17 protein-coding genes are annotated in these 17792 nt (G+C 70.5%); 4 read left to right on the forward strand and 13 right to left on the reverse strand.

Annotated elements, in window-relative coordinates; all coding sequences use genetic code 11:
- Positions 1–2 precede the first annotated feature (2 nt).
- From BLU84_RS20585 to BLU84_RS20610, 6 genes are all read right to left on the reverse strand, one after another.
- Positions 3–1535, reverse strand: a complete 1533-nt coding sequence (locus BLU84_RS20585) for a DUF3526 domain-containing protein (protein ID WP_074871590.1) — start codon at positions 1533–1535, stop codon at positions 3–5.
- The gene (locus tag BLU84_RS20590) at positions 1532–2935 is read right to left on the reverse strand and encodes a DUF3526 domain-containing protein (protein WP_074871593.1); all 1404 of its coding nucleotides are present in this window, start codon (positions 2933–2935) and stop codon (positions 1532–1534) included. The genes BLU84_RS20585 and BLU84_RS20590 overlap by 4 nt, the downstream gene beginning before the upstream one ends.
- Entirely contained in the window at positions 2932–3678 is a 747-nt protein-coding gene (locus BLU84_RS20595; protein ID WP_074871596.1) for an ABC transporter ATP-binding protein, read from the reverse strand. Before BLU84_RS20595 ends, BLU84_RS20590 begins: the two co-directional genes overlap by 4 nt.
- A complete protein-coding gene (locus tag BLU84_RS20600) occupies positions 3675–5846 on the reverse strand; it encodes a TonB-dependent receptor (RefSeq protein WP_170849212.1) in 2172 nt (723 codons plus the stop codon). Before BLU84_RS20600 ends, BLU84_RS20595 begins: the two co-directional genes overlap by 4 nt.
- Before the next feature lie 294 nt (positions 5847–6140).
- Complete coding sequence (locus tag BLU84_RS20605) at positions 6141–6926, reverse strand: peptidoglycan-binding domain-containing protein (protein ID WP_083382957.1); 786 nt, start codon at positions 6924–6926, stop codon at positions 6141–6143.
- Positions 6927–7113: 187 nt separating this feature from the next.
- Positions 7114–7896 (reverse strand): 2OG-Fe(II) oxygenase, encoded by a 783-nt coding sequence (locus tag BLU84_RS20610; RefSeq protein ID WP_083382959.1) that lies wholly within the window; start codon positions 7894–7896, stop codon positions 7114–7116.
- A gap of 351 nt (positions 7897–8247) precedes the next feature.
- Here BLU84_RS20610 and BLU84_RS20615 point away from each other — a divergent pair, with 351 nt between their 5' ends.
- Positions 8248–8892, forward strand: a complete 645-nt coding sequence (locus BLU84_RS20615) for a porin (protein WP_074871601.1) — start codon at positions 8248–8250, stop codon at positions 8890–8892.
- Between the two features lie 224 nt (positions 8893–9116).
- On the opposite strand, the gene BLU84_RS20620 is transcribed toward BLU84_RS20615, so the two are convergent.
- The 7 genes from BLU84_RS20620 to BLU84_RS20650 all read right to left on the reverse strand — a co-directional run bounded on the left by BLU84_RS20620 (position 9117) and on the right by BLU84_RS20650 (position 14181).
- A complete protein-coding gene (locus tag BLU84_RS20620) occupies positions 9117–9998 on the reverse strand; it encodes a hypothetical protein (RefSeq protein WP_074871604.1) in 882 nt (293 codons plus the stop codon).
- A gap of 45 nt (positions 9999–10043) precedes the next feature.
- Complete coding sequence (locus tag BLU84_RS20625) at positions 10044–10352, reverse strand: hypothetical protein (RefSeq protein WP_074871606.1); 309 nt, start codon at positions 10350–10352, stop codon at positions 10044–10046.
- Positions 10353–10672: 320 nt separating this feature from the next.
- Positions 10673–11710 carry an NAD(P)H-dependent glycerol-3-phosphate dehydrogenase gene (locus BLU84_RS20630; protein ID WP_074871608.1) on the reverse strand — a complete coding sequence of 346 codons (1038 nt, stop codon included), beginning with the start codon at positions 11708–11710 and terminating at the stop codon, positions 10673–10675.
- Between the two features lie 51 nt (positions 11711–11761).
- Positions 11762–12268 (reverse strand): protein-export chaperone SecB, encoded by a 507-nt coding sequence (secB, locus tag BLU84_RS20635; protein WP_074871611.1) that lies wholly within the window; start codon positions 12266–12268, stop codon positions 11762–11764.
- Positions 12269–12606: 338 nt separating this feature from the next.
- Positions 12607–13044, reverse strand: a complete 438-nt coding sequence (locus BLU84_RS20640) for a rhodanese-like domain-containing protein (protein ID WP_074871614.1) — start codon at positions 13042–13044, stop codon at positions 12607–12609.
- 181 nt (positions 13045–13225) lie between these two features.
- The gene (locus BLU84_RS20645; protein ID WP_074871615.1) at positions 13226–13648 is read right to left on the reverse strand and encodes a hypothetical protein; all 423 of its coding nucleotides are present in this window, start codon (positions 13646–13648) and stop codon (positions 13226–13228) included.
- A 74-nt stretch (positions 13649–13722) separates the two neighbouring features.
- Positions 13723–14181 (reverse strand): YiiD C-terminal domain-containing protein, encoded by a 459-nt coding sequence (locus tag BLU84_RS20650; protein ID WP_074871617.1) that lies wholly within the window; start codon positions 14179–14181, stop codon positions 13723–13725.
- Positions 14182–14464: 283 nt separating this feature from the next.
- On the opposite strand from BLU84_RS20650, the gene BLU84_RS20655 reads away from it, so the two are divergent.
- From BLU84_RS20655 to BLU84_RS20665, 3 genes are all read left to right on the forward strand, one after another.
- Positions 14465–15172 carry a uroporphyrinogen-III synthase gene (locus tag BLU84_RS20655; RefSeq protein WP_233431193.1) on the forward strand — a complete coding sequence of 236 codons (708 nt, stop codon included), beginning with the start codon at positions 14465–14467 and terminating at the stop codon, positions 15170–15172.
- A 287-nt stretch (positions 15173–15459) separates the two neighbouring features.
- Complete coding sequence (locus tag BLU84_RS20660) at positions 15460–16458, forward strand: uroporphyrinogen-III C-methyltransferase (protein ID WP_074871620.1); 999 nt, start codon at positions 15460–15462, stop codon at positions 16456–16458.
- A 52-nt stretch (positions 16459–16510) separates the two neighbouring features.
- Positions 16511–17761 (forward strand): heme biosynthesis HemY N-terminal domain-containing protein, encoded by a 1251-nt coding sequence (locus tag BLU84_RS20665; RefSeq protein ID WP_074871624.1) that lies wholly within the window; start codon positions 16511–16513, stop codon positions 17759–17761.
- Positions 17762–17792: the final 31 nt, after the last annotated feature.

Below are 17792 nucleotides of genomic sequence, written 5' to 3' on the forward strand. Positions count from 1 at the left end.
GCTCACAGCTCCGCCGGCCATTGCCGCAGGCGCCGCAGCGCCCACCCGCCCAACGCCGCCGCCAGCAGCGCCAGCCACAGCGCCGTCGGCAGCGCGCCGGTCACCCGCGACCACGCCGGCGCTTCGTTCCAGGCGTAGGCCGGAATCGCGTCGAACTCGAAGAAGTTCATGCGCCCATAGCTGTCGGCGCGCGGGCGCGGCGTCGGCGCGGCGATCTGGCGCTGGATGCGCGGATAGAACCAATCGCGCAGCTGGCGCTGATAGGCCGCGGTCTGATGTTCGAAGCGGCGGTGGCGCTCGGCGTCGGTGCCGGCCAATCGCGCCAGCGCCTGCTCCATGCCTAGCGGCGGCGCGACGAAGCCGGCCCACTGCGACCAGCGCTCGCGCACGCTGCGCGCTGATTCCTGGCGATCGCGCAGCGGCTGCAGGCGGCGTTCCAGTTCCGGCGCGAGGAAACTCAGGCGGGTGGCGTAGTCGAGGCCGGCGATCTTGTCGAGCGCAGCCGACAGATCGGCGCGGGCGCGGAAGTCGCGCGTCAGCAACGCATCGCGCTCGCCGGCGATGGCGTCGTTGGCGCGGCGCTGCGCATCGACATAGGCGATCGGCGTGGGCGCGTCGCCCAGCCGCGCGGCGACGCCGCTGCCGAGCAACGGCAGTCCGATCGCCAGCACCGCCCACACCGCGCTCATCAGGCTGATCGCGCCGGCGGCGCCGGGCCACGCGGACACCACGACGAATCCCAGCGCGGCCCAGAACGCCAGGTAGGCCACCACCAGTGCCGCCGACGCGATCAACTCGGGAACGGCCGCGCCCAGGTCGGCGCCGGCCGAGAACAACGATATCGCCAGGCCCAGCAGCGCCGGCGGCGCCAACCAGGCGAAGATCGCGGCGATGCGCGCGCCCAGCCACGCGCGTGGGCCGACCCGCTGCGCGGCGATCAGCCGCAGCATTCCGTGATCGCGTTCGAACGTGGCGAGCAGGCCGATCAGCACGATCACCGCCACCGGCAGCAGATACACCAGCACGAAGCCCAGATCGAAACGGCCCAGGCCGAGCGCGCGCGGGTTTTCGAAGTCGTAGGCCGGCTCCACCCCGAACGGCGTTTCCAGCTTCACCGGCAGGCGCGTGGGCGTCAGGTCGCTGCCGCCGACCGCCAGCGCCGACAACGGCAGGTTCGGCTTGTAGCTGTGGGCGCGCAGGAAATAGCGGCTGAAACCGGCGATGTCGGTCGGGTCTTGCCAGTACGGCACCGGCTCGGCCGCGGGCTCGGCGTAGCGGCGGGCGCGTTCGAGAATTTGCTGGGTCCAGGCCAGATCGCTGGCGCGGCTGCGTTCGATCGCGCGGTCCTGGCCGCGATGCAGCACCGCGCCGCTGTGCGCGCCCCACAGCATCGCCACGAACAACAGGCCCAGCACCGTCCACAGCAAGCGGCTGCGGCCGATGTGGCGCAGTTCCCAGCGCAACAGCTCGGCGAAGCCGGCGCTGCGCGCTTCCGGCAGCGCGAGCGCGCCGGCGTATCCTGCGGGCGCGCTCATGGCCGCAACCTGCGCGCTGCCAGCGCCAACAAGCCGGCAGCCAAGGCGCTCCAGCCGAGCAGGCCGAACAGCGCCGGCGCGGCGTTGCGCCAGTTCGCGGCCAAGGCGGGCGCCGGCGCTTCGAACTGCGGAATCTGCGCCCACAGCGATTCGTTGTTGGTATGCCGCGGCTGCGCGCCGTTGAGCGGATGCGCCATCACGTCCTCGTTCATGCGGTTGACCAACGCGCGCCGATAGCGCTCGGCGGCGTCGATGAAGCGGCGGTGGTGGCCGAAATCGCTGCCGGCCAGCATCGGCGACAGGCTCTGCATCGCCGTCGCCGGGCTCAGCCAGCCCCAGGCGGCGAAGGCGCGGTCCTGCGCGGCGACGCGGTCGTAGAAGCCGCCGAGCACGCGGTCGAAGACTTCGTGCGAATGGCGCTCGCTCAGGTCGAGCTCGGCGCCGCGCGCGTCCACGCTCAAGTCCTTCGCGTCCTTGGCGCCGTAGCGCGCGAGCAAGGTTTCGCGGTGCTTCTTGGCTTCCTCGGCGGTCCAGAACGAGGGCGCCTCGTCTTGCAGTTGCTGCTTGATCTGTTGGCTCGACGGCAGCGGCAGCGCCGCGTCGACCGCGCTGCTGGCCCAACGCGGCAATGCCAGCGCCAGCACGATCCACAAGCCGAACAGCACCGCCAGCGCGCCGCGCACGCTGCGCGTCAGCAGCGACACCGCCACGCCCAATGCGCTGAGCACGCCCAGGTAGGCCGCCATCGCCGCCGCCCACAGCGCCAGCCGCAGCGCCACGTCCGCGCTCAAGGCGCCCAGCGCCGCGCTGGCGACGGCCGCGGCGACGGTCACCGGCGCCAGCAGCGCCAACAACAGCGCCGACCAGATCGCCGATGTCTTGGCCGCGACGATCGCGCGCGGCCGCAGCGCCGCGCCCAGCGCCAGACGCAAGGTGCCGCGCTCGCGATCCATCGCCACCGCGGTGAACGCCAACAGGAACGCCACCAGCGGCGCGAACGCGATCAACAGGCTGGCCGGGCTGGCCAGGCCCGCGCGCTGCAGCGCCGATGCCTCACCCTGCGGCCGGTACAGCATGTCGTTCTGCACGTGCGCTTCCAGCCACACGGTCTGGCCGACGAAGGGCTGCGCGCCCGGGTCCAGCGCCGCCAGCGGCGGCGCCGGCTTGAACGCGAAGATGCTGTAGTGCGCGGCCGAATGCGGATCCTTCTCGCCCTGCCCCAGCCAGCGCGCGCGTTCGGCGCGCGCGGCCTCGGTCTTGGCCGCGTTGCCGGCGGCCACCGTCGCCAGATCGAACGAGAACGCCAGCAGCACCAACGCGGCCAGCGCCAACAGCGCCCACCACGCGCGCCGGTCGCGGCGCAGCAAAGTCCACTCATAAGCGGTCAGCGAGGCGCTCATGCGGCGACGGCCCCCGCAGCATCCAGCTCTTGCAGATACAAAGCCTCGATCTGCGACGCCGACAGCTCGGCGGTGCGGCGCTCGGTCAACAACCGGCCCGCGCTCAGGATGCCGAGGCGATGCGCCACGTCCTTGACCCGGTACAGATCGTGCGTCGCCATCAACACCGCCACGCCGCGCCGCGAAGCCGCGCGCACGCCGTGCGAGAGATCGTTGGCGGCGCTGGCATCGAGCCCCGACGTCGGCTCGTCCAGCAGCAGCAACTGCGCGTCCTTGGCCAAGGCGATGGCGAGACCGACCTTCTGCCGCATGCCCTTGGAGAAACCGCCGGCGCGGCGGGTGTGCGCTTCGGCCTGCAGGCCGGCCTGGGTCAGCAGATCGCGCGCTTGCTTGCCATCGATGCGGCGGCCGCCGAGCAGAGCGAAATAGCTGAGGTTCTCGATCGCGTCGAGCTGCGGATGCAGCATCACCGTTTCCGGCAGATAGGCGGTCCGGGCGCGCGCGCCGAGACGGTCGCGGGCCACGTCGATGCCGGCGACTTCGATGCGGCCGCCGTCGGCGTCCAGGAAGCCCAGGATCAGGTTCAAGGTGGTGGTCTTGCCGGCGCCGTTGGGGCCCAGCAGCGCGTACACCTCGCCCGGCGCGATCCCCAGCGACAGCGATTGCAGCGCGTGGCGGTCGCCGAAATCCTTGCACACGCCGTCCAGGCGCAGTGCATCGGTCGCTGTCTGCAGCAAGCTCATAGATTCACCCTCAAGGTCAGCTCGACGCTGCGCGGCGCGCCGAGCACGAACTGGTCGGCGGCGCCGCCGGTCCAGTCGGCGTACAGCGCATCGCCGAGGTTGCGGCCGTACAGCGCGATCTCGCCGAACGGCAAGCGGTAAGCGACGCTGGCGTCCCACACCGTGCGGCCGGCGACGCGCAGGCGGTTGGCGTTGTCGGCGTACCACGGGCCGACGTAGCGCGCGCCGGCGCCGACGGTCAGCGGCAGCGCATCGAAGCGATAGCTGGCGCGCAGCTGCGCCAGCCGTTCGGGCACGTTCGGCGGCACGTTGCCAGCGCGGTCGATGCCGCCGGCTTCGCGCAATTTGTCGAAACGCGCATCCAGCGCGGCCAGGCTCGCCTCGACCCGCAGCGCGCGGGTCAGCGCGGCGGCGGCGGTAAGCTCAATGCCGCGCGAGGATTGGGTGCCGCCCTGCACCGACAGATTGGCGTTGCGCGGATCGCGGGTGACGATGTCGTCCTGCTCGATCCAGTACGCGCTTGCGCCCAGATCGACGCGGCCGTTCCACACGCTGCTCTTGATCCCGGCCTCGGCCGAACGGCCATGGGTCAACTCAAAGCGCGAATTCGCCAGCGACAGCAGCGGCAAGCTGCCGACCGGCGCCACCGCGGTGCTGTACTGCGCGTACAACTGGGTCGTCGGCGCAAGATCGTAGACGGTGCCGAGGCGCCACGACAGCGGCTCGTAGCTGCGCTCGAAACGCGTGATCGCGCCGGTGTTGCGGTCCTCGATGCGCCGCGCCAGTTCGATCCGGTCGTAGCGCAGGCCGGCCAGCAGCAGCCAGCGCTCGCTGAGGTTGAACGCGTCTTCGGCGAACAGCGAGTACACCCGCGTGCGCGAATCGAAATCGACGCGGTTGCCGGCGCCCGGGAAGTTGGCCGCGGTGTCGGCGAATCCGGCGAGGCCGCGCTGCGGCGCGAACGGATCGACCGGCGCGGTCGTGCCGAAGCGGCGCATCACCGCGAAATCGCCGTTGCTGATCTCCACGCCGACCGCGGCGCGGTTGCGGTGCCCGCCCCAGTCGCTGTCGGCCGACAAGCTCGCGCGTTCGACCCAGAAGCGCTGGTCGTGCTCGATCCGGGTGGTGCCGCGGTCGAGCAGGCCGCTGCGCGCGTTGAAGGCGTAGGTTTCCGAGTTCCACCAGCGCCGCTTGGCGTCGTAATAGCTGAATTCGTTGGAGAAACGCAGCCCGTCGCCGATCTGCCAACCGACCTTGCTGCGCAGCCAGTCGCCGCGCGAATCCTGCAGGCCGTTGTCGACGTTGTAGTTGCGCCGGCGCAGCGAGCGGTCGAGCACGCGGCCATCGCTGCTGCGCACCAGCGAACTGGGATCGCGCGCGAGCGCGGCCGGAATCAGCGGCGTGCCCCAATACGCGGTGTCGTAGTCGTCTTCGAAATGATCCAGCGCGATATCGACCTCGACCGCATCGCTCGGCCGCCAACGCAGCGCCACGGTGGCCGACGTCGCGGCGCTGGCGGTGTCGTCCACGTAACCGTCGCTGCGGCGGTGGCTGACGATCGCGCGCAGCGCCAGGCGCTCGCCGATGGGCTCGTTGAAGTCGACCGCATAACGCTGGCTGCCGAAGCTGCCGACGCCGATCAGGCCGGCGAACGCGCGGCCGTCGAAGTCCGGGCGCTTGGGCACCAGGTTGATCGCGCCGGCCAGCGCGCCTTCGCCGTACAGCACCGACGCCGGGCCCTTGAGCACTTCGATGCGCTCGAAGCTCCAGCTGTCGAAGTCGCGGGTGACCAGCGGCGCGGCGCTCTGGCGCACGCCGTCGTACAGCAAGGCGATCGCGCCGCCGCTGAAACCGCGCATCGAGGCCGTGCCAGGCGAGGACGGCAACTGCCCGGCCAGCACGCCGGGCGCCGCGTTGAGCGCCTCGACGCTGCCGCGCAGGCCGCGCACCTGGATCTGCTCCTGGGTCACCGTCTCCAGCGCCGCCGGGGTCTCTCGCGCGCTCAGGCCCAGGCGCGAAGCGGTCGGCGCGGGCCGGTCGCGCGATGCGGTAGGCGTGCCTTCGACGGTGACCTTGTCGAGCAACTTGGGCGCGGCGCCGCCGGCGCTCTCGGCCGGGGCGGCCGGGCCGTTCTGGGCGTACGCGCTCGGGACGAAGCCGGACGGCAACGCCAGCGCGGCCAGGACCGCGCCGGCGAGCCAGCGCGGCCCGGCCTCAGGCGCGGCCGCACCGCGTCGTTGTGCTCGATTCCCAGCCGCCGCTGCCGCGCGGCCTCCCCGCCTGCCTGTGTCCACTGCGCCCCCGGTTGCTTCAAAAGTGTGAAATGAAACGATATATCATTTCATTATCGACACAAGGTAAGCGGGCGGGCGCAGGCCGTCAATACGGCGTGAGGAGGAATCGTCCGGAAGATTCGCGGGCGCGCCGTCGGCGGGCCCGCGCGGGAGCGGTGGCGGGCGGGCTCAGCCCAAGTGGATGAAATCGCAGACCGAGGTCTTGCGCGCGCGCTGCGCCACCTCGAAGCCGTTGGCCGAGCCCTTGTGGTCGGTATTGCCCTCGATGCTGAGGAAGCTGTCGGCGTTGCCGTCGAAGGCGAAGCCGGTGTGGACCCAGTCGCTGGCGCTCTTGCGCACCAGGAACACCCCGCAGGCGCCGAGCGCAGCGAAGCCCGGCGACGCGCCGGCGACCGCGCGCCCGCCGAGGAAGCGACCGCCGGCCTTGGCCTGCGCGGCCAGTTCGTCGCAACCGAAGCTGCCCGCGATCGGCATCGCGCGCCCGGCGTGCTCGGCCGCCTGCCGCAACACGGTGCTGACGAAACCGGCGCACCACAGCATGCTCTCGCCCTCGCTGCCCTTCATGTAGAAGCGCACCCACGGCCCGCGGTTGGCGCCACCCAGTTCGATCGGATGGGCGAGCAGATGCTGCTCGGCGAACCAGCGCACCAGTTGCGGATACGGCTTGCCCGCCGGCGCATTGGCGCCGGCGCCGAGCACCCGCGCCAGCGGTTCGGTCAGCGCCGCCCACTGCGCCGGCCCGACTTCGTCGGCATAGGCGATGCGTTTGCGCGCGGCGAATCCCTGCAGCGCGCGGTCGGTGCCGGGCCCGAACTTGCCGTCGACCGGCGTGCCGTTGCCGTGATAGCCCAGCCACTCCTGCACGCGTTTCACCGCCGCGCCGCTGGCGCCTTGGCGCAAGGCGCCGGGGAAGTCGAGTTCGCGGCGCACGAAAGATTGGTCTGACAGCGGCATGGCGGGCTCCTTGTGATCGATGCGTCCTTGCGGCGCGGCCGCGATGCGGTGCGCCGGTCGCGGATCGGCGACTTAGGAGCCAACGCCGGCGCCGCGGCGATGCGGTCAGCACGGCGCGATGCGCGGATGCAACAGCGCAGTGGCCGCAGCCACGCCGCGGCCGCGTTATGCCGCGGCCTTCGCCGCCTCACTGCGCATCGTGGAAGATCACCCCCAAGGTATGCCGCCGTCCCGCGCGCAACGCGCTCACGCCGTGGCGAAGGTTGACCCGATAGAACCCGCGCGCCCCGCGCTGCGGCCGGTGACGCACCGCGAACACCACCGCATCGCCCTGCCGCAGCGGCACCACCTGCGCGCGCGATTGCATGCGCGGGCGCTGCTCGGTCAGCACGAACTCGCCGCCCTCGAAGTCGCCGCCGTCCTCCGCGCGGCCCGGCTGCGACAGCAGGATCGCCGCCTGCAACGGAAACACGTGCTCGCCGTAAACGTCCTGGTGCAGGCAGTTGTAGTCGCCTTCGACGTAGCGCAACAGCAGCGGCGTCGGCCGCACCTGCCCGGCCGCGTGGCAACGCGCCAGGAACGCATCGAGCGTATCGGGATACTCGCCGGTTTCCGCCAGCGCGGCGCTCCAGCGCGCCGCCACCGGCGCCAGGTGCGGATACAGGCCCTCGCGCAACGTCTGCACCATCGCCGGCAACGGATAGCGGAAATAGCGGTATTCGCCACGGCCGAAACCATGTCGCTGCATCACGATCCGGCTGCGATAGCGCTCGTCCTCGTCGTAACCCTCGGCCAGCGCCGTGCATTGGCGTGCGCTGAGCAAGGCCGGCAGGCTTGCCCAGCCTTGCGCGTCGAGCGCGGCGCCGACCGCGTTCCAGTCGTAGCCGTCGATGCGGCGACGCAGGCGTTCGCGCGCATCGGCCGCGTCGGGCGCGGCGTTTTCGGATCGGTCGATCGCATCGGTAGTCATAGGATGGGCGCCTTGCAGCGCAAGCGGATGACGAACGTCATGCTGACGATGCGCACTGGGCCGCGCCATCCGTTTCTTGCGCCGCGACGGTTTGCCGATCGTGCGCGGCGATGTTCAGCCGCGAGCAAGACTGCATCGCGCGAAACGCCGAAAACCCCTTGAAAACCATGACTTCAGGCCTAGCCGGACATCCAAGTACCGTAAACAGAACGTTTAGTTCCTATAAAAAACTTAGAAAAATTCAGGCGCGATTGAAGCGCGATGACGATACTGCGCACACCGGATCCACACGGTCGCCTTACCCCGAGGCGGGTGGAAACGGAATAAGACCAATAAGAGGCTGAGACCTTTATGAAGCGTGCATTGCTTGCCCTGACCCTCGCCGCCGCGCTGCCGTTCACCGCTTCGGCCGCCGAAGGCATTTCCTACAACTACGTCGAAGCCGGCTACGCCAAGATCGACGCCAAGAACAAGTTCGCCGACTCCGATGGCTGGACCATCGCCGGCTCGTACGCGTTCCTCCCGAACTTCCACGTCTTCGGCAGCTACAGCAAGCAGGAGACCGATTCGCGCAACTACGTGTTCGGCGGCAACACCTTCCGTACGCCGAGCGCGGACGTCGACCGCTGGAACGTCGGCGTGGGCTACAACCACGAGCTGAGCAAGCGCGTCGACCTGGTCACCCGCATCGCCTACGAGCAGAACAAGTACGACTTCGGCGGCGGCTTCGGTTCGGACAAGTTCAAGGGCGGCTTCGTCGAAGCCGGTGTGCGCGGTTCGCTGGCGCCGAACTGGGAAGGCTATGCCTTTGCCGGTTACCAGGACTTCGACAACACCCGCGGCTACGGCGACCTGGCCGCCAAGTACGACAGCAAGTTCTACGCCCGTCTGGGCACCCAGGTGAAGTTCAACCAGAACTGGGGCATCACCGCCGACGCCAAGTTCATCGACGGCGGCGAGAAGGAATTCTTCATCGGTCCGCGTTTCAGCTTCTAAGAAGAACGCGTCCGGAAAGATTCCGGCAACAATCGCGAATTCTCTCTCTCCCCCGAAAAGTCGCGATGGAGCCCGGCCGCAAGGCCGGGCTCTTTTTTTGCCTGCGATTCGCGTGCGCCGGACGGCGCCTGTCCGCGCGAGCCGCACGCAAAAACGAAAAGCCCGGCCTGGCGCCGGGCTTTTCGTTGCGCGCTTCGTTACGCGGCGATGCGTCGGGTGCGCGCCTAGGCCCTGGAGAACGACGCCTGCGAGGTCTGCTGCTGTTGCTCCTGCGCGACCGCCTGCTGCGGCGTCTGCGCCTGCCGGTGCGCGGCCAGTTGGGTATCGACTTCGGCCACCGCCGGAATCGGCTGCTTCAGGTCGACCGCGGCGACGAAGCCCGGCGTCTGCCCGGCGACGAACAGTTTCTCGTCGCGCACCGCGACCGCGCCGACTTCGCCGGGCTGGGTGATCTTCGCGTCCTGGTTGGCCTTGAGCACCGCATAGGCCACCGCCGCGTCGGGCACGTCGGCCGGCGCCTTGTCGCGGATCGCCTGGTACACCGCGTTGTCCTGCGCGTTCTTCAGCGGCCCGGCCGGCTCGGCGGCGGACAGCGAACTGGAGCCGTGTTCGCCCGGCTTGACCGGCGGCGCGCCCTTGTCCGGCGCGGTCGGCTGCTTCTTCTCCAGCTCGTTGATGCTTTCGTACAACTGCCGCGGGGTACCGGTGGCGCCGAGCAGTTCGCTGGCGCTGATGCGCTGGCCGGTGACTTTCTCGGTCACGTCGCTGGCCCAGGACGCACAGGTGTTGGTGTAGCCCCAGGTGACTTTTTCCTTCAGCGCCGCGTCGAGTTTTTTCTCTTGCTCGGGCGTGAGCTCGATGTAGCGGCTCGCGGTCGGCTCGAAGCCGCGGCCGACTTCGATGCCCTTGCGGATGTTGCTTTCCGGATGCGGGTTCTCGTTGGCGAAGCGCGGGTGGCCGTTGGGCCACAGGCCATAGACTTCGGTTTTCCCGTCGCGGGTCACCGAAATCCAGGCATGGCCGTCGGTCAAGCCGGCCGGTTCGCCGTTCGGCCCGGGGCCGGCGTTGGTGTGTATTCCCAGTACGGTCTTAGCGGGGTCGCCCATTGCTCGTTCGCTCCATCGATCGCGCCGACGCGGCTAGCGCATGGCTTACGGGTAGATTTGCTCTTCCTGGTCGGCATGGACCAGCACGACCTTCTCGCCGTGATAGGGCAGCCGCACTTCGGCCTGCCACTTGTCGTCCAGCGGGATCACGGTCTTGGCCATCGGCGCGCACTTGTCGCTGATGCCGCAGCGGTCGATCACGATCTTCAGCGTGTCGCCGGCCTTTTCGTAGTTGATGCCGCCGGAGTAGTACGAGCTCTCCGGAAACACGCTGTAACGCACGCTCAATTCATCGCCCTGCAGTTTCTGCACGACGACCGGCTCGACCGCCGATTTGGCGTAACTTGGCTTCATGTTCACTCCTGTGCATGCGGCAACGAAAGGAAACAACGCGAGCAGGGCCGTCGATCTCTTCCACATAGGACGCTCCATCGGTCCGGCGACACGGCCGCGCGGCGGCGCATCGGCGCCGCGCCGGCGGGGCGCCCGCGGCCCGGGCCGGCGGCGCGGGGGCTGGTTGATAGCTTGAACGAAAAAAACGGGCGGAACCTGCCGGCCGCGCACGCATTCAGGCAACGGGCCGGCCGCTGGGGGCGATCCGGCGAGGGTGCAGACGCATCGTCAAGGCGGCGCGCCAGCCCGCCGGCGCGCACGCGGGCCCAGGCCGCAGCGCGTCAGCCGAACAGGTCGTTCGGATACTCGGGCTTCTGCTCGCGCGCGAGCAGCTGGCGCAGGCCGTCGGACGGGGTGATGCGGCCGTGCAGCACTTCGCGCACGGCGCTGGAGATCGGCAGTTCGATGCCGTGGCGCTCGGCCTGGCGCATGACTTCGTCGGCGGTCTGCACCGACTCGACCACCTGGCCGATTTCGCGCACCGCGTCCTCGATCGACTGGCCGCGGCCCAGGGCCAGGCCCAGGCGGCGGTTGCGCGAGAGGTCGCCGGTGCAGGTCAGGACCAGGTCGCCGAGGCCGGCCAGGCCCATCAGGGTCTCCGGCTGGCCGCCGATGGCCTGGTTGAGGCGCAGCATTTCGTTGAGGCCGCGGGTGATCAGGCCGGCGCGGGCGTTGAGGCCCAACTGCATGCCGTCGGCCACGCCGGTGGCCACCGCGAGCACGTTCTTCATCGCGCCGCCGAGCTCGGCGCCGAGCATGTCGTCGCCGGTATAGGCGCGAAACGCCGGGCCGTGCAGCGCGTCGGCGACCGACTGGGCGAAGTCGGCATCGTCGGAATGCACGGTCAGCGCGGTCGGCAGGCCTTGCGCGACTTCCTTGGCGAACGAGGGGCCGGTGACGACCGCCAGCGGCACGCCTGCGCCGAGCACTTCTTCGGCGACCTCGTGCAGGAAGCGGCCGCTGCCGGGTTCGAAGCCCTTGGTCGCCCAGGCCACACCGGCGTGCGCGGGCCGGTGCGGGGCCAGCGCGCGCAGGGTTTCGGCGAACGCGTGCGAGGGCGTCACCACCAGCACCAGGTCGGCGCCGGCGAGCGCGGCCGCCAGGTCGGTGGTGGCGCGCAGCGCGTCCGGCAGGGCGATGCCCGGCAGGTAGCGCGGGTTTTCGTGGCGCGCGTCGATGGCCGCGGCGATGTCGCCGTCGCGGCCCCACAGCACGGTCGGATGACCGTGCCGTGCGATCAGCGCCGCCAGCGCGGTGCCCCAGGAACCGGCACCGATCACCGCCACGCGCGGCTTGGAAGTCGTGGTCTGCGAAGTCATGCGCGCGCGGGTTCCGGTGCCTTGCCCTGGATCGTAACGATCAAGCAGCGATCAAGCGTTGCCGGCGGTTTCCGCGTCGGCCAGGCTGTCGCCCTGCGAGCGCTGACGCAGGCCTTCGGCGTAGAGCGCGTCGAAGTTGATCGGCTGCAGGAAGAACGGCGGGAAGCCGCCGGCCTGGATCAGGTCGCTGATGAGCTGACGCGCGTACGGGTACAGCACGTTCGGGCAGTGGGTGCCGAGCATCGCGTCCAGGGTCTGGCCGTCGAAGCCGATCAGGCCGAACACGCCGGCCTGCTTCACTTCGGCCAGGTACATCGGCTTGTCGCCGGCGGTGCAGGTGAGGGTCACGCCGAGCACGACTTCGAAGGCGTTGTCGCCGACGCGCTGCACGTTCTGCGACAGGTTCAGCTGCAGCTGCGGCTGCTGGGTTTCGGCGAACACGGCCGGCGCGCCGGGCACCTCGAAGGAGACGTCCTTGACGTAGATCTTTTCGACGGTGAACGCGGGGCCGTTGGCTTCGGCCGGCGCGACAGCGCCGTTGACGTTTTCTTCGGACATCGTGGTGACTCCCCCAGCAAGATGAAATTCGGAAAAGAGGCCGATTATGCCCGCACGTGCGCGCCTGGGCCAAACGGCCCGGACGCGTGGACGCGGGTTCGGCCGCGGAACAACCTGGATTGAGGCGATTGCGGCGCGATCAAGGCCCCGGGGCCGGATCGCGGCGGCATCGCGCCGGAATCCCGGCGCGCCTCACACATTGCCCGGCCCCCGGCGCGGGCGCTGCGACGCCAGTGTGGCCGGCGCGCGTGGCGCCGGTGCGACAGCGGCCGCGGCGAGGCCGCCGCGGGCCGGTCACGAACGAGGCGCGGTGCGGCCGCGGTGCGCGGCCGGCGGGCTCAGTTGCGGCCCTTGACCAGCGGCAGCTCGGCTTGCTGCCAGGCGGCGATGCCGCCGTCGAGCCAATAGACCTGCTCGAAACCGGCCTTCTTGAGCCGCTTGGCGGCATCGGCCGAGGCCTGGCCGTTGCGGCACACCGCCACCACCGGCAGTTGCTTGGCGCCGGCCAGCAGCTTGCTTTCCGGGTCGAACTGGCTGGGCTGGACCGAGCGGCTGCTCGGGATGTGGCCCTTTTCGTACTCGGCGATGGCCGACAGGTCGATGACCAGGGCGTTGTCGCGGTTGATCAGTTGGGTCAGCTCGGCCGGGCGCAGGGCCTTGTAGCCGCGGAACAGGCGCGCGATCTCGGTGTAGATCAGCGCTACGGTCAAGCCGGCCAGGCCCAGCGACAGGTACAGGTGGCGGCCGGCGAACGCCAGCAATTCGTCGAAACTCACGGAGTCAGCTCATGCACGGGCGGGGCCAGTACGGCCCTCACGGGGCGGCGATTGTCGCCCACGGCGGGCCCGGGCGCAAAAAAGGGCCCTTCGGGCCCTTCAGGGGGATAGCGGACAGGAGATAGAAGATAGCGAAAAGCCGTCGCGGCCATCTCCTATCGCCTACCCGCTATCTCCTGTCTTACTGGCCTTCCCAGAAATCCGGCAGGCCGCTGATCAGCCACCAGGTCTTGGCCACCGGATCCCATTCCCAGGCCTCCACGTAGCGCACGCTGCGCTCGGCCAGGGTGTGGCGGTTGATCACGCCGATGTTGACGATACGCACCGCGCTACCCTTCTTCTTGTCGGTTTCGCTGCCGACGTCGGTGTAGCCGGACACCTGGATCTGCTTGAAGCGCTCCAGCTGTATCGGCGTGGGCGCCAGCTTCTTGCGCAGCTCGGGCTTGATCAGGTTGCCCGCGCCCTCGAAATCGCCCCAGCGGATCGCCGCCGAATAGGCGTACTGCATTTCGAACAGGCGATTGTTCTGGGTGCCGGTGGTCTGGCAGCCGGCCAGCGCGAGCGCGCACAGGCAGGTCAGCAGCAGGTACTTCAACAGGCGCATCGCGGGCTCCGGCTCGGTGGCGGTGTGGCGTGCATCCTACCCGCACGCCCGCGCCGCGTCAGGCGCGGGCCGGCTCAGGCCTTGAGGATCGCGACGTAGCGCGCGGTGAACTCGGTCGCGACCCCGCCCTCGGGCAGCAGCGCGCGCGCGACCAGGCCGGTGCGGGCGCGGCCGCGGCCGCGCAGGGTCTGCACGAACAGGCTCCAGTCGGCGTCGGCGGCCAGTTCGGCCTGCACTTCCAGGTCGCCGAACAGCGGCGCCAGGTAGCGGATCTGGCTGTCGGCGACGAACACCTCCGCGCGCAGGTCGGCGATTTCCAGCCCCAGCGAGACCAGGCCCCACGAGGCCAGGGTCATCACCGACGCGAGACTGCCGCCGAACGCGCAGCCCTTGTCGTTGACGTGGTGGGCGAGCGGCGCGCGCAGGCGCAGGCGCTTGCCGTCGTAGCCGGTGATACCGACGTTCATCGCCGCGACCGGCGGCATGGACTGGTAGTGAGAGTGCAAGCGTTGCAGAGCGGCGTCGAAAGTCATCAGCGTCGGAAGCGCGGTGCGTAAGGGAAGGATGCGTGCGGAAGCGATCGTGCGGGAGCGGGTGCGTACGGGAACGTATCTACAGGAACGAAACGACAAACCGGAAACCAATGGCGCGATGCGGCGCTGCGACGCACGGCGGCTGCCGTTGCGCGCGGCGCTGTGCGAAGCTGACTGCATGAGCCGCGAGCCGACGACACCGCCGCGATGGTACGTGATCTCGTTACGTCCTAGTGACGAACACGAGTCGCTACGCTGTATCGCAGCGCAATACGGCAGCGCATTGATCGAGCTGTCGCCGTGGTCGATCCGCAGCGACAACCGCGCCGTCACGCGCGCTGCGTTGGCCGAGGCCTTGCGCGCCACGCGCATCGTCGTCACCAGTCCCAACGCGGTGCGCGCGCTGCGCGATCTGTGCGCGGCCGATGCGCGCGAGGCAGTGCCGGCGTTGCCGCAGCCGCTGCAGCGCGCGGGTCAGGTCTGGTACGCGGTCGGCGCCGGCAGCGCACAGGCGCTGGCCGATTTCGGCATCGTCGATGTGCGCTGGCCCGAGCGCATGGACAGCGAAGGCCTGCTCGCCCTGCCCGGCCTGGAACGATTCGACGCAGGCGAGTCGGTCGGCTTGCTGACTGCGCCGGGCGGACGCGGCGTCATCGCGCCGACGCTGACTACGCGCGGCGCGCAGGTGCGCCGCGCCGATATCTACCAGCGCGAACCGGCGCCGCTGGACCGATTCATGATCGCGCGCCTGACTGCGGCGCATGCGCCGCTGCTGCTGGCCTTGTCCAGCGGCGAGGCCTTGCAGCGCGTGCTCGAACAATTGCCGGCGCAGGCCGCCGCGCGGCTGCGCCAGGCGCGGGTCAGCGCGGCCAGCGAGCGGCTGGCGCAACTGGCGCGCGAGGCCGGCTTCGGCGAGGTCGAAGTCGCCGCCGGGCCGGGCGCGCGCGAACTGTTGGCGCCGTTGGCCGGGGACGAGAACGGGGCGGATTGAGCCGCGCGGATCGGACCGGAGCGATCAACCCGGACCGTTTCAAGCAGGACCTTTCCGAGCCGGACCGATTCGAACCGCTCCCGTCGAGCGGATCGGACCGCGGCGGATCGAACGAACGCAGACGACTCGGTCGCGCCAGCGCGCCGCATCCGCACCGGCCCGATCCGCGCCCGCCAGCGCACCGCCCGCCAGCCCGCGCCGCCGGTCCGCGCCGGACGCCCGGCCGCGCCCCGCCGCGGCGGCGTCAAGGCTGTCTTGATCCGTTCATCCGGTAGCATGGCCGGGTCATGAGCGACCCCACCGATTCCGTGTCCATCCCTCCCTCTACCGCCGCGGCCGCGCGCCGCGGTTCGTCCGTCTGGCTGTGGCTGGTCGTGCTGGCGCTGATCGGCGCCGGCGGCTGGTACGGCTGGCGCCAGTGGCAGCAGCGCGAAGTGACCGAACGCGAGGCCGCGGCCGACGGCGCGCAGCGCCTGGACGCGCTTGAGCAGCGCGTCGACGGCCTGCGCACCAACCAGGACGCGCAGAACCGCCGCATCGTCCAGGCCGACAGCACCAACCGGGTGCTGCGCGACGAACTGCACGGCATCGGCCAGCGCGCGGCGCTGATCGAAGACAGCGTGTCCAAGCTCGCCGACCCCAACCGCCACGGCGCCCAGGCCATGCGCCTGGACGAGACCGAACTGCTACTGACCCTGGGCCAGCAGCGCCTGCAGATCGCCGGCGACCTGGAAGGCGCGCGCCGCGCCTACATCCTGGCCGGCGGCGTGCTCGACGGCATCGACGACCCGGCCTACCTGAGCCTGCGCCAAACCCTGCTGCAGGAAACCGCCGCGCTCAAGGAACTGGGGATCGAACCGCGCATGCAGGCGATGGCCAAGCTCGACGCGCTGGCGCAGTCGCTGAGCCTGCCGCAGGACACCGCCAAGCCCGCCGTCGCCGAACCGGCGCCGTGGTGGCGGCGCGCGTTCGGCACGCTGATCGAAACCCAGCCGGTCAACCGCACGGTCGCCTCGCATCCGGCCGACCGCGCCGCCGCGCTGGCCGGCCTGCAACTGGAAATCTCGCTCGCGCGCGCGGCGGCCGAACGCCACGACGCCGACGGCTACAAGATCGCGCTCAAGCGCGCCGAGCAATGGGTGCAGCGCTTGTCCGCGCCTTCGCCCACGCAGGACAAACAGCTCGCGAGCCTGCGCGAGCTGGCGGCGATGCCGCTTTCACTGACGGTTCCCACCCTCGGCACCACACTGCAGCAGCTGCGTCAGCTGCGCACGGCCGCGCATTGACGGCCGCCCGCACCGAACGCACCGACTGGGCTTTGAGGAAGGACGCGCCGCGATGAATCTGTTCCGCAACCTGCTGTTCTGGATCGTGCTGGCCTTGGTCGGCGCCTTGGCCGCGCAATTGCTGCTGCAGGACCCGGGCCGCGTGGTCGTCACCTACGGCGGCTACGACTACCTCACCAACGTGCCCAAGGCGCTGCTGATGTTGATCGGCGGCCTGCTCGCGCTGTGGCTGGTGTGGAAGGCGTTGAGCCTGCCGTTCGTGGCGATGCGCCGGCACCGCAAGAAGCAGGCGCGCGCGCGCTTGATCGACGGCCTGGACGCGCTGCATCAGGGCCATTGGAGCCGCGCCGAGAAATCGCTGGCGCAGGCCGCGCGCAACGGCGACGTGGCGGCGGTGGCCGGCGTCGGCGCCGCACGCGCCGCGGCGGCGCGCGGCGATACCGCGGCGCAGGCGCAGCACCTCGATGCGCTGGCCGCCGAACATCCGGCCGCACGCGCACTGGCCGCGGCCGAACAGGCCCTGGCCGACGGCCGCAACGACGACGCCCTGGCCGCACTCGACGCGCCGGCCGCGCAACCGCTGCCGCCGCGCGGCCTGGCCCTGCGCGCGCAGGCGCTGGCCGCGCTGGGACGCGCCGGCGAGGCCTACGGCCTGCTCGGCGCGCTGCGCCAGAGCAACGCCTGGCCGGCCGCGCAGCTGAGCCGGCTGGAAGCGCAATGGGCCGAAGCCGCGCTGCGCGAAGCCGCCGATGCCAACGTGCTGGCCGACCTGTGGGAAAGCCTGCCCAAACCGCTCAAGAACGAACCGGCTGCGGTCGCCGCCTACGCCGAACGCGCCGCCGACATGCGCTGGGAAGAAGCCGCCGCCAAAAGCCTCGAGCAAGCGCTGGACGCGCGCTGGGACGAATCGCTGGCGGCTCTGTACGGACGCCTGCCGATCGGCCGCCTCGACGCCCGCCGCGCCCAGGCCGAACGCTGGCTGGCCGGGCACCCCGGCAGCCCGGGCCTGCTGCTGAGCCTGGCCCGGCTGGCGCGCACCCAGGGCCAGTGGCCGCAGGCCGAGGCCTATCTGCACCGCGCGCTGGCCCAAGGCGCCGGCAGCGAGGCCTGGGAAGAGCTCGGCCACGGCTTCGCCCAGGCCGGCGACGAAAGCCGCGCGCGCCTGAGCTACCTCAACGCGCTGCGCGCCGCGCGCGGCGAAGCGCCGAGCGAGCTGCCCGGCCGCGACCTGCGCCAGAAGCTGTTCGACGAAGCGGTGGTGGAAGAGCGCGACGAGTTCGGTATGCCGCGTCTGCGCGGCTGAGCGTCGCGCACCGATCCACCCTGCGAACGGC

It is taken from the genome of Lysobacter enzymogenes, assembly GCF_900106525.1.
Lineage (GTDB): Bacteria > Pseudomonadota > Gammaproteobacteria > Xanthomonadales > Xanthomonadaceae > Lysobacter > Lysobacter enzymogenes.